General features: G+C 67.7%; 12 protein-coding genes and 1 pseudogene. 10 read left to right on the top strand and 3 right to left on the bottom strand.

Features of this window, described 5'->3' with window-relative positions; genetic code table 11:
• Both KH616_RS12000 and KH616_RS12005 read left to right on the top strand, forming a co-directional pair.
• Positions 1-342, top strand: a pseudogene (locus KH616_RS12000) (aldehyde dehydrogenase (NADP(+))); the annotation flags it as partial.
• Entirely contained in the window at positions 335-1,354 is a 1,020-nt protein-coding gene (locus KH616_RS12005) for an Ldh family oxidoreductase (protein WP_292244337.1), read from the top strand. The pseudogene KH616_RS12000 and the gene KH616_RS12005, both read left to right, overlap by 8 nt.
• Positions 1,355-1,573: 219 nt before the next feature.
• Here KH616_RS12005 and KH616_RS12010 read toward each other — a convergent pair whose 3' ends face one another.
• Together KH616_RS12010 and KH616_RS12015 are read right to left on the bottom strand one after the other, a co-directional pair.
• Positions 1,574-2,467: an SH3 domain-containing protein gene (locus KH616_RS12010; protein WP_292244338.1), complete on the bottom strand. Its 894-nt coding sequence runs from the start codon at positions 2,465-2,467 to the stop codon at positions 1,574-1,576.
• A 126-nt stretch (positions 2,468-2,593) separates the two neighbouring features.
• Positions 2,594-3,022 carry a hypothetical protein gene (locus tag KH616_RS12015; RefSeq protein ID WP_292244339.1) on the bottom strand — a complete coding sequence of 143 codons (429 nt, stop codon included), beginning with the start codon at positions 3,020-3,022 and terminating at the stop codon, positions 2,594-2,596.
• A gap of 475 nt (positions 3,023-3,497) precedes the next feature.
• On the opposite strand from KH616_RS12015, the gene KH616_RS12020 reads away from it, so the two are divergent.
• The gene (locus KH616_RS12020) at positions 3,498-5,021 is read left to right on the top strand and encodes a sigma-70 family RNA polymerase sigma factor (protein ID WP_292244340.1); all 1,524 of its coding nucleotides are present in this window, start codon (positions 3,498-3,500) and stop codon (positions 5,019-5,021) included.
• Between the two features lie 275 nt (positions 5,022-5,296).
• Positions 5,297-6,184 carry a helix-hairpin-helix domain-containing protein gene (locus tag KH616_RS12025; RefSeq protein WP_292244341.1) on the top strand — a complete coding sequence of 296 codons (888 nt, stop codon included), beginning with the start codon at positions 5,297-5,299 and terminating at the stop codon, positions 6,182-6,184.
• A 124-nt stretch (positions 6,185-6,308) separates the two neighbouring features.
• Here the strand turns inward: KH616_RS12025 and KH616_RS12030 are convergent, their stop codons facing one another.
• Positions 6,309-7,823, bottom strand: a complete 1,515-nt coding sequence (locus KH616_RS12030; protein WP_292244342.1) for an acetyl-CoA hydrolase/transferase family protein — start codon at positions 7,821-7,823, stop codon at positions 6,309-6,311.
• Positions 7,824-8,165: 342 nt separating this feature from the next.
• Here KH616_RS12030 and KH616_RS12035 point away from each other — a divergent pair, with 342 nt between their 5' ends.
• The 6 genes from KH616_RS12035 to aepY form a co-directional block, all read left to right on the top strand.
• On the top strand, positions 8,166-8,846 hold the full coding sequence (locus KH616_RS12035) for a CDP-alcohol phosphatidyltransferase family protein (protein WP_292244343.1): 681 nt from the start codon (positions 8,166-8,168) through the stop codon (positions 8,844-8,846).
• The gene (locus KH616_RS12040; protein ID WP_292244344.1) at positions 8,843-9,655 is read left to right on the top strand and encodes a 2OG-Fe(II) oxygenase; all 813 of its coding nucleotides are present in this window, start codon (positions 8,843-8,845) and stop codon (positions 9,653-9,655) included. Before KH616_RS12035 ends, KH616_RS12040 begins: the two co-directional genes overlap by 4 nt.
• Positions 9,652-10,656 carry an HpnL family protein gene (locus KH616_RS12045; protein ID WP_292244345.1) on the top strand — a complete coding sequence of 335 codons (1,005 nt, stop codon included), beginning with the start codon at positions 9,652-9,654 and terminating at the stop codon, positions 10,654-10,656. Before KH616_RS12040 ends, KH616_RS12045 begins: the two co-directional genes overlap by 4 nt.
• A gap of 42 nt (positions 10,657-10,698) precedes the next feature.
• Positions 10,699-11,466, top strand: a complete 768-nt coding sequence (locus KH616_RS12050) for a phosphocholine cytidylyltransferase family protein (RefSeq protein ID WP_292244346.1) — start codon at positions 10,699-10,701, stop codon at positions 11,464-11,466.
• On the top strand, positions 11,463-13,151 hold the full coding sequence (aepX, locus tag KH616_RS12055) for a phosphoenolpyruvate mutase (RefSeq protein ID WP_292244347.1): 1,689 nt from the start codon (positions 11,463-11,465) through the stop codon (positions 13,149-13,151). The genes KH616_RS12050 and aepX overlap by 4 nt, the downstream gene beginning before the upstream one ends.
• A partial coding sequence (aepY, locus tag KH616_RS12060; protein WP_292244348.1) for a phosphonopyruvate decarboxylase occupies positions 13,148-14,095 on the top strand: 948 nt, incomplete at its 3' end. The genes aepX and aepY, both read left to right, overlap by 4 nt.

Below are 14,095 nucleotides of genomic sequence, written 5' to 3' on the forward strand. Positions count from 1 at the left end.
GGTCAGCTGACGATCGCCGCGCATCTCGGTGCGCACGACGATGCGCTGTTCGCGAAGCTGCTGCCCACGCTCGAACGCAAAGCAGGCCGGATTCTCGTTGACGGTTTCGGCACCGGCGTCGAAGTCGGCCACGCGATTGTGCATGGCGGGCCGTTCCCCGCAACATCCGATCCGCGTACGACGTCGGTCGGCGCACGCGCGATCGAGCGCTTCATGCGTCCCGTGTCGTATCAGGACGTGCCTGCTGCACTGCTGCCGGCAGCGATCCGCGACGGCAATCCGATGCACATTCCGCAACGCATCGATGGCGTCGTCGCGACGCGGGAGGCACAGGATGTCTGACATGAACGAAATCGTCCTGTCGCTCGACGATGTGCACGCGCTCGCGATGCGCGTGCTGACCCATAACGGCATGTCGGATGCGCATGCGCGCGCGATTGCGAACGTGATCATGCAGGGCCAGCGGGACGAGTGCCATTCGCATGGCGTCTATCGGCTGCTCGTCTGCGTGCGCTCGCTGAGGAAGGGCAAGGTCGATCCGCAGGCGACGCCGACGCTGCGTCCTCTGTCGTCGAGCATCGTCGCCGTCGATGCGCATCGCGGCTTCTCGCTGCTGAGCTTCGAAACCGGCCTGCCCGTGCTGGTCGAGATGACGAGGCAACACGGCATCGCCGCGATGGCGATCAACAACTGCTATCACTTCTCCGCGCTGTGGCCGGAAGTCGAGGCGATCGCCGCGGCCGGCCTCGCCGGCATCGCGATGAATCCGAGCCATAGCTGGGTCGCGCCTGAAGGCGGGAACAGGCCGGTATTCGGGACGAACCCGATCGCGTTCGCCTGGCCGCGTCCGGGCCGCACGCCGTTCGTGTTCGATTTCGCGACCAGCGCCATCGCGCGTGGCGACATCGAGCTGCACGCGAAACAGGGCAAGCCGATTCCGTCACACTGGGCGATCGATGTCGACGGCCAGCCGACCACCGATCCAAAAGTCGCGCTGCAAGGCGCCATGCGCACGTTCGGCGGGCACAAGGGCTCGGCGCTCGCAGCGATGGTCGAACTGCTCGGCGGTGCGCTGATCGGCGACATGACGAGCCAGGAGTCGATGGAATTCGACGATGGCGTCGGCGCGACGCCGTGTCATGGCGAACTCGTGATTGCCTTCGACCCGAAGGTATTCCTCGGCGACGATCTCGGCGCCGGGCTCGCACGCGGTGAACGGATGCTCGACGCGATCGTCGCGCAGGGCGCGCGGCTGCCGTCGCAACGGCGTTTCGATGCCCGCGCGCGCAGCATCGCCAATGGCGTGCGAATTCCGCGGCCGTTGTACGAGGAAATCCTGGCGCTGCTCGACTGACCCGGGCGGCATCGTCCATGTCCGGAACGTTCGCACCCGCTTCATGCGAGTGCGGCGCGTCCGGCCGGGCGATGTCAGCCGGTTTCGTGCGACGTGATCGCATGCCCGGCCGGCGCACGGCGCTGGCTGAATCCGTTGCCGGATTGCGGCCCGGCGCCGCCGGCGCGTGACATGAACCGGGCACGCACGACACACCGAGCCATGTGTCGTCGCCCCCGATCAGCGACGGAAATCCGTCCCGTGGTCCCCACCACCGCCTCCGCCTCCTTGCAGGCCGAATCCACGTTCCCCGCCACCGCCACCGTCTCTACCTCCACCTCCGCCGCCTTGCCGGCCGAAGCCGCGCTCGCCGCCGGATCCACCGCCACCTTGCCGGCCCTGCGGCGGCGTCCCGATCACTGCACCGCCCATCGTCGCGGAAGGCGCATGAACCGCGCCGCCGGCTGGCGGCCCCGGCGCGTGCATGCCTCCGCCCGCGTTCGGCCCCGGTGCATACATGCCTCCGCCGGCTTGCGGCGCCTGCGTGCCGACGTTGCCTTGCGGTCCCGGCGAACGTACGCCGCCATTGAACCCGCCATGCGGCATCGATGGACGCACATCGCGATCACGGCCGAATGTCCCGCCGCCCACTGCACCGGCCGGCGCTTGTCCGATCTGCGGATGCCCGCGTCCCGGCGGGATGCCGCCGGGGCCGAGCCGCGGTTCGGCACGATGCATCCAGCGGTCTCGATCGTTGAACCAGGGCCGGTTGCGATAGAAGTGATCCCAATATGGAACGAGCGCGAACGTCACCACCGGGTAGCCGATCCATGCACCGTAATCGAGCACTGCGACGTCGCCGCCCTCGTATGGATAGCTGAGCCGTCCCGCGTAGATCCAGCCGCGCACGCCCGGCAGCGCAACGTCACACCAGGAGTAGTCGCCGAGACAGCCGATCACGGACACGAGCGTGCCCGCCGGAATCGCCGCCACCAGCGGATAGTCCGGCGCCGGGCCCGCACGCAGGTTCGCGGGCGCGTTGGTGTACGCCTCGGATTGTGCGGCCGCAGTACCGGACAATGCCGTCAGGCCAAGGAAGCCGATGCAGATGCATCGGACGATTGCGTGTTTCATGATGCTCTCCCGTGCGGGCATTCCGGCCGCAACGCGTGCGCCATTTTCGCGGCCATTCCCGCCATCCGTCCGTGCCGCGTCGCTGCCCGCCAGCCGGCTACGGCGCATACGCCGGGCAGCAACCGCTCAGCGCCGGTGACCGACATGCCCGCCACCTCCGCCCCAATGTCCGCCCCAACCACCCCAGTATCCTCTGCCGCGGCCGTGCCAGTGTCCGCCGCCCCAGCCTCCGCCGCGGAATCCGAAACCGATCGAGACCGGCGGCCAGCCCCAGCCGTACCAGCCCGGATAGTACGCGGGGTAGTAATACGGATACGGTGCCGCATAGATCGGTGCGGGTGGTGGCAACGCGTCCGCCGGCAGCGTCCCGGCCGAATCGTACGGATCCGCGACCGCGTTGCCCGATGCAATGGCCGGCGCCTCGCGTTGCGACAGGGGCGCAGGAACCGGCGCATAGTAAGGCGCGTAACCGTAAGGACTCGTGTAATAGCAACCGCCGAGCGCCAGTGCGGTCAAAGCAACAGCACCAGGCTTCATCGCTGAAATCGGGATCATTTCACGCTCCGGCAAGGGCGCCGACGGGCACCCGCACATGTCTCTAGCTTACGTCTAGCGCACATTTCACGGCATCCCGATCGGTTACTGTCTGTTTCATGGCCCGAACGATCGTGCGGCGCAAACGGCTGACCGCCGACGCGGCAAGGATGAACGTCAAGACAGCACGCGGCACGCACCATTCCAGTCAATCGGCGCAGGCGTTTGCGGCACGCATCGACATGCGGAATCCGGCCGACCGCGTCGCGTCCCGCCTCTGCAACGCAGGACGCACCGGGTCGTGCTGTCCGGCGTAGCATGAATCAACTGCGCACGCTGCGTTGTGCGCCATCGCGCAGGCATTGAAGCACGCGATCCGCCACGGTTTGAGCGGAACAGGCATGCGGGGGCGGACGGGCGCCCGCGATCCCCGGCAGCCGGACAGCGGCGGACGCGAGCCCGCCGGAGCAGGAAGGCGGCACACGCCGCAGGCAACATGAACACGTCGCACCGCGCGTCACACGCGGATATCCCAACCGACGCCGTCGCCCGGCTTTTGGCGCTTGCCGGCGAACGCGGCTACCTGATTCACGCCGACCTCATCGACGCGCTGCCGCCCGAACGCGGCACGCAGGATGCGCTCGACGCCGTATATGCCGCACTGGCGGACATCGGCATCACCGTGCTCGACGAACCGCCGCACGCGGCGCCGTTCACCGAACCGGCACCGGTCGATGTCGACCGCGACGCACTCGACGAAAGCAGCGCCGTGCTCGATGCGATCGCGCACGGCGCAACCGCATCGACCGACCCGCTGACCCTCTATCTGCGCCGCATGCACGCGGTGCCGCTGCTCACGCATGACGAGGAAATCACACTGGCGCGCGAGATCGAAGCGGGACGGCGCGAGATCCTCCAGGCGCTCGCCGGCTTTCCGGCTGCCGTCGATGCGCTGCTTTCCCACCACATCGGCGCCGGTGCATCGGGCAACGCCAATGACACGCCGGCCGGCGCCACCCATGCGATGTTGCGCAAGTCGGCCGTCGCCGTGCGGCGCGCGCTGCACACTTATGGCAGCCGGTCGACCGGATACCGAAACACATGCGCCAGGCTGGCCGCACGACTCGAATCGGTCGCCTGGCCGGCATCGGCCATCGAGGACGCGTGCCGGATCGCGTTGACGCTCCCGTCCCCGGAAACGCGCGACAGCACATCCCGCGACCAGGCGCCCGCCAGCCTCGACGAAACGACCCGGCTCGCGCTGCTCGCCACGCTGCGGGCTGGCCGCCGGCGCGTGCACGACGCCACGCGCCGGATGCTCGAAGCCAACCTGCGGCTCGTGCTGTCGATCGCCCGGAAATACGCGAATCGCGGTGTCGATCTGCCCGATCTCGTTCAGGACGGCAACCTCGGCCTGCTGCGCGCGATCGAGAAATTCGAATACCGCCGCGGCTTCAAGTTCTCGACGTATGCGACGTGGTGGATCCGCCAGGCGGTCGTGCGGGCGGTCGCCGATCGCGCACGCACGATTCGCCTGCCGGTGCACGTCGGCGATCAGGTCGGCCGCGTACGACGGACAGCGCAACGCATGCGCCAGCGCACCGGCCACAAGCCGACACCCGCCCAGCTTGCTGCCGAAATCGGCCTGGGCGAAGACAAGCTGCGTACGCTGCTCGGCTTGCCGGCCGAACCGGTGTCGCTCGACACGCCGCTGCCCGATGCGGATGCCGGGCTCCGCGATTTGATCGAGGACCGCGCGTCGCGCAGCCCGTTCGACACGCTCGCGGACGCACGCATGCGCGAATGCGTGGCGGCACTGCTGAAGTCGGTGACGCCGCTCGAGGCCGACGTGCTGCGCCGGCGTTTCGGCATCGGTGGTGCGGAGCCGGCGACCTATGACGCGATCGCGAAACGGTCGGGCATGTCGCGCGAACGCGTGCGCCAGATCGAACGACGCGCCCTCGCCGCATTGCGCGAATCCGTGCAGGCGGAGGATGCGCACGCGTTTCTCGATGTGTAGCACGGGCGACCGATCCGCTGCCGACATGCAACAGCCGCACGTCCGGCGTCGCATGCGCCGTCCTGTCCGTTGCTCGACGCATCCCGTCGATGCGTCACGCCGCACGCACATGGCACATGTTGCCGCCTGCGTCTCGCACGATCACGGCGCCTGTGTAACGTTTGCCATTGATACGCATCAATTTTTCTCGATCCTCGTCCCGGACAATCGTCGATGGCACGCCGGCGCACCGTTCGCCGGCCCCTTCCGTTTGCACTCCCACGCGTTTTACCGCCATGCAGACGACCGCCAGCCGAACCTACGAGGAAAACCGGCAGATCGCCCGTTGTCTGCGCGAGGCTGCACAACGCCTCGCGGAACAGGGTGCGACCCAGTCCCGGGCCGACGCATACCGTTTCGCTGCCGATTCGGTCGAGCGACTCGACCGTCCGATCCGCCTGTTGTTCGACGAAGGGGGCATGGATGTGCTGGTTGCGCTGCCGCACGTCCGCGTGGGTATCGCGCAGGCTGTCGCCGAAATCCTGATCACCCGGCGCTGGCGCCAGCTCGAACGGCTGCGCGGCGATGCGCGCTCGACGAGCGCCTTCGAAGCCGTGCCCGGCATCGGCCACGAACTTGCACTGCGCATCCACGAAAGCCTGCACATCGACACCCTGGAGGACCTGGAGGCCGCCGCCCGCAGCGGCAGGCTGGAAACCGTCACGGGCGTCGGCCCGCGCCGCGCGGCGGGAATTCGCGCGGCGCTCGCCGAAGCGCTGGGCCGCTGGCGCCGCTGGCATGCCCAGCCGCGCGGCGCGGGCCCCGCACCGGAACCGGCGATCGCGCTGCTGCTCGACATCGACCACCGCTATCGCGAACTGGTCGCGGCCGGCGCGCTGCCGACGGTCACGCCCAAACGCCCGAACCTGGAAAGCCGCCCGCTGCCGCTGCTGCATGCCACGAACGACGGCTGGCATTTCACCGCGATGCATCCGTATGCCGGACGCGCGCACGAACTGTCGCGCATGTCCGGCTGGGTTGTCGTGTATTTCTATGACGAAACGCAGGCGGAACGCCAGCGCACCGTGGTGACCGAGACCCGCGGCGCATTGACGGGCAAGCGCGTCGTGCGCGGACGCGAGATGGCGTGCCGCGCGCACTACGCCGCGCACTACGCCGGTTAAGCGGTCACGTCGCCCCATGCAACGCGTGCGCGCGGCGACGCGTCGCGGCAGACCGGGCCGTTCGGCGAGCCGACCGGGCCGGCCAGCTATCCGCCGGACGTTGTCTTGCCGGCATCCGCACGCATCAGGCCTTCATCGACCCGATCCGCACGAAACGCGCGTGCCAGGCCAGCGCCTCGTCGAGCAGGTGCGGCGTCTGCTTGCCGTAGCTGTCGCGGCATGCGCGCTCGAAATAATCCTCCAGCATCGGCCGGAAATCCGGATGCGCGCAGTTCGCGATGATCTTGCGGGCGCGCTGCTTCGGCGACAGGCCGCGCAGGTCGGCAAGCCCCTGCTCGGTAACGACCACCGCGACGTCATGCTCGGTGTGGTCGACGTGGCTCGCCATCGGCACGATCCGCGAGATCGTCCCGCCTTTCGCCGTGCTCGCCGACATGAAGCACGACAGGTAGCCGTTGCGCGCGAAGTCGCCCGAGCCGCCGATGCCGTTCTGGATCTTCGTCCCCATCACATGCGTCGAGTTGACATTGCCGTAGATGTCGGCCTCGATCATCCCGTTCATCGCGATGCAGCCCAGCCTGCGCACCAGTTCCGGATGGTTGCTGATCTCCTGCGGACGCAGCACGATCTTCTCGCGGAACATCTCGATGTCGTCCGCGAAACGCTTGACCGCGTCCGGGCTCAGCGACAGCGCGGTCGCCGATGCGAGGCTCAGCGTGCCGTCGGCGAGCAGGTCGAGCATGCCGTCCTGGATCACTTCCGTGTACGCGGTGAGGTTCGAGAATCCGGCGGAACTCAGCTCCGCGAGCACCGCGTTCGTGATGTTGCCGACGCCCGACTGCAACGGCAGCAAGTTCTCCGGCAGCCGGCCCTGCTTCACTTCATGGCGCAGGAAGTCGATCAGGTGATGCGCGATCTGTTTCGACGTCTCGTCCGGCGTGGAAAACGCATTGCTGCGGTCGGGCGCGTCGGTTTCGACGATCGCGACGATCTTTTCGGCCGGGCAGCGCAGATACGGCTCGCCGATGCGGTCGCCGCTGCGCGTCAGCGGAATCGGCTGGCGATGCGGCGGCAGCGCGGTGCCGTAGTAGATGTCGTGCATCCCGTCGAGGCCGAGCGGCTGACGCGAATTCACTTCGAGGATCACATGCTTCGCCTGTTCGAGCCACGTCTTGTTGTTGCCGACCGATGCCGACGGGATCAGCAGGCCGTCTTCGCGAATCCCCGCGACCTCGACGATCGCGACATCCAGTTCGCCGAACAGGCCGAACCATGCGTATTGCGCGACGTGGCTCAGGTGAATGTCCTGATAGTCGACCTCGCCGGCGTTGATTTTCTCGCGCAGCGTCGGATCGGACTGATACGGCAGCCGCATCGAAATGCCGTTCGTTCGGGCGAGCGCGCCGTCGAGCTCGGGCGCGGTCGACGCACCGGTCAGCACGTTGATGCGGAATGCCTCGCCGCGCGCATGCGCCGCTTCGATGTGCGACGCGAGCGCTGCGGGCACGGCCTTCGGATAGCCCGATCCGGTGAAGCCGCTCATCGCGACGGTCATGCCGGGGCGGATCAGGGCCGCGGCTTCGTCGGCGGTGCGAACGAGCGAGCGCAGGGCGGGAGCAAGGATGCGTGATGAAGACATGGCAGAATTTCGACCTCTAGTTTTGATATGTCATGGGCGCCGCGGGGTGTCTCCTGAACGGCGCTCTGCCCCTGAGCTGCCGGCTTTGGACGACCGGCAGCTCAGGGTGCGCACTCAGTATCGCAGAGGCCGCATCCGCGAAAGGCTCGCCCGGTGCAAAAGTGCGTTGCCGGATTTGCCGGATATCGAACGACCGTTCTGTGACAGGCGAAACGCGGCACATTGCGACCCGACAGCGCATGCGCCCCTTTTTCTCCGAAAAATGCCCGTTCTTCGCCCGAAATTGCCCTTTCGTTGATCGGGAAAAAAGCGCCGACTTACAATTCCGTATATATTTCGTCGATGGACCAAAGAAAAACCACCAACCGCCCCGAACCACCGCTGCCACGCACCTGGGATGCGCGGCTGGCGCGCTCGCTTGTCCGGCCGCTCGTCGATACCGCGGTCACGCCGAACCACCTCACCACCCTTCGCCTGCTGATCGGTCTCGCCGGCGCCCTGTGCCTCGCACAAGGCGGTTTCGGCTGGATCAACGCGGGTGCGCTGCTGATCGTGCTGTCCAACTTCGTCGACCATACGGACGGCGAACTCGCGCGCATCAGCGGCAAGTCCAGCAAGATCGGTCACTTCTACGACCTCGCGGCGGACGCGCTCGTCACGGTTGCGCTGTTCGCCAGCATGGGCGTCGGCATCGTGGCCGCGGGCGGCCAGATGGCAGCGCCCCCGGTGCTGCTCGGCGCGGTCGCGGGCGCGGCCGTTGCGCTGATCTTCTACCTGCGGATGCGCATCGAGTCGTTCGCCGGCAAGGCCGGCACGAAGCAGGCGTTCGCCGGCGGCTTCGAGACGGAGGATGTCCTCTATCTGTTGCCGCTCGTCACGCTCACGGACGGCGTCGAGCCGTTTCTGCTCGCGGCGTCGATCGGCGCGCCGCTGTTCGCGGCATGGGTCGTGATCGACTATTGGCGGATCGTCCGGCGCAGCAGCCCGACGCAGAACGCAACCGAAATCCAGGCGACCAAATGAGCATGAACACGCGTGACGACTCCGTGCTGGAAAAGCCGGCACGCCCGGCGCCTGCCCGCGTCACATCGAATGACCCGGATCGCGCCGTGGCCGACAGTGTCGGCCGGCTCGACATCGGCCGCCTGCGCGACGACTACACGCGCCAGGGCGCATTCCTGTATCTCGACACGTTCCTGCCGCCCGACGCGGCCGGAAAACTGGCCGATACCGCGCGCGCGCTGCAGGCCGACCTCAACCGCAATTACCTGCCCGGCCACAAGCAGGGCGGCAGCGTCAGCCGCCACACGATCGATGCGAAGGCGCCGTATATCGCCGAGCTGTATCGCTCGAAGGCGCTGATCGGCTTTCTCGAGAAGATCACCGGCGACACGCTGCTGCCGTCGCCGGACGACGATCCGCACGCCTACGCGCTGTACTACTACACGAAACCGGGCGACCATATCGGCTGGCACTACGACACGTCGTACTACGACGGCCGCCGCTACACGCTGCTGATCGGCGTGATCGACGATTCGTCGTGCCGCCTCGATTACGAACTGCATACGCGCAACCCGGACGTGCCTGACGAGCCCGGCTCGGTGCAGATCGCCGACGGCGGCATCGTGCTGTTCGACGGCGACAAGCTGCGCCATCGCATCACGCCGCTCGGCCAGGACGAGATGCGCGTGTCGCTGACCTTCGAATACGTGACGAACCCCGGCATGCGGCCGTGGAAACGCTTTATTTCGAACATGAAGGACGCAATCGCCTATTTCGGTTTCCGTCAGGTGTTCAAGCAACTGGCCTCGCGCCGAACGACACGCACATGACACGCGCCGGCTTGATCCTGCTGTCCCTCGGGACGGCACTGTTCGTTGCACTCCTGGCCTGGCAAGGCCTCGGCGCGGTTGCGTCGACGCTTCTCACGGCCGGCTGGGGGCTCGCGCTCGTCGCGGCATTCCACGTCGTGCCGCTCGTGATCGACGCCGCGGCGCTGTCGACGATGTTCCGCAAGGGCCTGCCCGGCTCGGGGCTCGGCGACGCGGTGCGCGCGCGCTGGGTCGGCGAATCGGTCAACAGCCTGCTGCCCGCCGGACAGATCGGCGGCCCGGTGCTGATGGTGCGCTACCTCGCGCAGCGCGGCGTGCGGATGGCGGACGCCGCCGCGGCCGTCACGGTCAGTACGACAGCACAGGCCATCGCGCAGATGGTGTTCGCGCTGATCGGCATCGCCGCATTCAGCGCCTATGCCACCCATGATTCGGTCGCGCATCTGCGCACGCCCGCGCTGATCGCAACGGCGGTGCTCGGCGTGTGCGCCGTCCTGTTCTACGTCGCGCAGCAGCGCGGCCTGTTTGGCCGCGGCCTGCGCATCGCGTCGAAGCTGTTCGGCCCGCGCAACTGGTCGTCGCTCGCGACGCGCGCGGACGCCATCGACAGCGCGGTCAGCGCGCTGTACCGCCAGCGCGACCGGGTCGCGTCGAGTTTCGCGCTGAGCCTCGCCGGCTGGATCGCCGGCACCGCGGAAGTGTGGCTCGCATTGCACTTCCTCGGGCATCCGGTAAGCTGGCTCGACGCGCTGCTGCTCGAAAGCGTCGGCCAGGCGATCCGCGGCGCAGCCTTCGCGATCCCCGGTTCGCTCGGCGCCCAGGAAGGCGGTTACCTGCTGCTGGCACCGCTAGTCGGCCTGCCGCCCGAAGCGGCGCTCGCGCTGTCGCTCGCGAAACGCGCCCGCGAACTCGCGCTCGGCCTGCCCGGCCTGCTCTATCTGCATTTCAGTGAACGAAACTGGCAGCGGCGCCAGACGACGCCGCAGCCCCTCGCCGATTGATCGGTCAAGAATCGATCTGTCATTTTTTTGGTTGGAGAACACATGCGAGCCATCATTCTTGCGGCGGGCGTCGGCTTGCGCCTGCAACAACCTCCCGAAGCGCAATTCCCGAAGTGCCTGCTGCGCTTTGACGGCACGACGCTGCTCGAACGCCATCTGCGCGTGCTCGAAGCGGCCGGTGTCGACGAGATCGTGCTCGCGCTCGGCTTCCAGGCAGGCAAGGTCGAGGAGGAGCTCAAGCGCCTCGGCCGGCGTGCCGAAATCGTGGTCAACGATCGCTACGACCTCGGCAGCGTGCTGACCGTGCACACGGTCGCCGACGCGATGACGCGCGGCGGCGACGTGCTCCTGATGGACGCGGACGTGCTGTATGACGACAGTATCCTGCACGCGCTGGTGGCCAACCCGGATCAGCCGGTCGACCGGCTGCTGATCGACCGCGACTTCGAAGCCGGCGACGAGCCGGTGAAGCTGTGCGTGAAGGACGGCGTGCCGGTCGAGTTGCGCAAGCAGCTCGCGGCCGGCCTCGACTACGACACGATCGGCGAATCGGTCGGGTTCTTCCGCTTCAGCGAGGACACCGCACGCCGCCTCGCCGCGATCGTTGCCGGCTATGTCGACAGCGGCCGCGCGAACATGCCGCACGAAGAAGCGGTGCGCGACCTGCTGCTCGAAGGCGGCCGCACCTTCGACGTCGCCGACGTGACCGGCGCGCCGTGGATCGAAATCGATTTCCCGAACGACGTCGCACGCGCGACGGAGGACGTATTGCCCATGATTCAACGCACCACCGCAGGAGCCGCACGATGAACGCACGCGAACCCAACTTCACCGAATCGCGCAGCGCGCGCCTGCGACGGATGCTCGCCAGCAGCGAGCTCGAATTCCTGATGGAAGCGCACAACGGCCTGTCCGCGCGGATCGTCCGCGAGGCCGGCTTCAAGGGGATCTGGGCGTCGGGCCTCGCGATCTCCGCGCAGTTCGGCGTGCGCGACAACAACGAGGCGAGCTGGACGCAGGTGGTGGACGTGCTCGAATTCATGGCCGATGCGAGCGACCTGCCGATCCTGCTCGACGGCGACACGGGATACGGCAACTTCAACAACGTGCGCCGTCTCGTGAAAAAGCTCGAGCAGCGCGGCATCGCCGGCGTGTGCATCGAGGACAAGCAGTTCCCGAAGACCAACAGTTTCATCGACGGGGAACGCCAGCCGCTCGCCGAGATCGACGAGTTCTGCGGCAAGATCAAGGCCGGCAAGGATTCGCAGAGCGATCCGGACTTCTCGATCGTCGCGCGCGTCGAGGCGCTGATCGCCGGCTGGGGCATGGACGAGGCGCTGCGCCGCGCCAACGCGTATGCCGAGGCAGGCGCGGATGCGATCCTGATCCACAGCAAGCTGTCGCGTCCGGACGAAATCCTCCAGTTCGCGCGTGAATGGAGCGGCAAGGCGCCGCTCGTGATCGTGCCGACCAAGTACTACAGCACGCCGACCGACGCGTTCCGCCAGGCGGGCATCAGCACCGTGATCTGGGCGAACCACCTGATCCGCGCGGCGGCCTCGTCGATGCAGGCGGTCGCACGCGAAATTCACGACAGCGAGACGCTCGTCAATGTCGAGGATCGCGTCGCGAGCGTCAACGAAATCTTCCGTCTGCAGGACGCCGACGAGTATTCGGCGGCCGAGCGCATTTACCTGTCGTCGTCGTCGCGCGCGTCGAACGCCGCGATCGTGCTCGCCGCGAGCCGCGGCAAGGGTCTGGAGGCCGTCACCGAAGACAAGCCCAAGGTCATGCTGCCGGTCGCCGGCAAACCGCTCCTGCGCTGGCTCGTCGACGGCTTCAAGAAGCAGGGCGTCAACGACATCACCGTGGTCGGCGGCTATCGCGCCGATGCGATCGACACGTCCGGCATCAAGCTCGTCGTCAACGAGCGCCACGCGCAGACGGGCGAACTCGCATCGCTCGCGTGCGCCGCACAGCGCCTGACGGGCGACACCGTGATCTCGTACGGCGACCTGCTGTTCCGCAGCTACATCCTGCGCGACCTCGCGGAAAGCGAAGCGGAGTTCAGCGTCGTCGTCGATTCGTCGCAGACGCAGCCGTCGAACCAGAGCGTGCGCGACTTCGCGTTCTGTTCGGCCGCCGACGATCGCGGCCTGTTCGGCCAGAAAACCTACCTGCAACGCGTGTCGAGCGACGCGTCGAACGGCCAGCCGAACGGCCGCTGGATCGGCCTGCTGAACGTGCGTGGCGCCGGCGTCGCCCGCCTGAACGCGATGCTCGCGACGCTGCAGGCACGCCCCGATTTCGATTCGCTCGACATGCCCGCGCTGCTCAATGCGCTGATCGAGGCCGGCGAGAAGATCGAAGTGCAGTACGTGCACGGCCACTGGCGCGGCGTCAACGACCTCGAGGACTTCCGCCGCGCAGGCGACTTCGCGCATGGCCAGACGCCGTTCGCGGAGCAGAATGGCGGAAACGGGAGCGCGCGATGATCGAAGCGGCCCAGTTCGTCGAGGCCGCCCGCGCACGGGGCTTCGACTGGTATGCGGGCGTGCCCTGTTCGTACCTGACGCCGTTCATCAACTACGTGCTGCAGGATCCGACGCTGCATTACCTGTCGGCCGCGAACGAAGGCGACGCGGTGGCGCTGATCGCGGGCGCGACGCTCGGCGGCAAGCGCGGCATCTCGATGATGCAGAACTCGGGCCTCGGCAATGCGGTGAGCCCGCTCACGTCGCTGACGTGGACGTTCCGCCTCCCGCAGCTGCTGATCGTCACGTGGCGCGGCCAGCCGGGCGTGCCCGACGAGCCGCAGCATGCGCTGATGGGCCCGATCACGCCCGCGATGCTCGACACGATGGAGATTCCCTGGGAGACCTTCCCGACCGACCCCGGGCAGATCGGCCCGGCGCTCGACCGCGCGGTCGCGCACATGGACGCGACCGGCCGCCCGTATGCGCTCGTGATGCAGAAAGGCAGCGTCGCCCCCTATGCGCTGGACGCGAATCCGGCGACGATGCCGCGCCCGCACATCGCCGCGCAGTCGACGACACGCGCCGCGTCGAGCGACGCGTGGCCGACGCGGCATGACGCGCTGGCGCGCGTGATCGCGCATACGCCGGTCGACTCGACGGTCGTGCTCGCATCGACCGGCTTCTGCGGCCGCGAACTGTACGCGCTCGACGACCGCCCGAACCAGCTGTACATGGTCGGCTCGATGGGCTGCGTGACGCCGCTCGCGCTCGGTCTCGCGCTCGCACGGCCCGACCTGAACGTCGTCGCGATCGACGGCGACGGCGCGGCGCTGATGCGCATGGGCGCGTTCGCGACGCTCGGCACCTATGGTCCCGCCAACCTCACGCACGTGCTGCTCGACAACGGCGCGCACGAATCGACGGGCGGTCAGGCGACCGTGTCGCAACACGTATCGTTCGCC

The sequence above is a fragment of the Burkholderia sp. genome, from assembly GCF_018375725.1.
GTDB lineage: Bacteria > Pseudomonadota > Gammaproteobacteria > Burkholderiales > Burkholderiaceae > Burkholderia.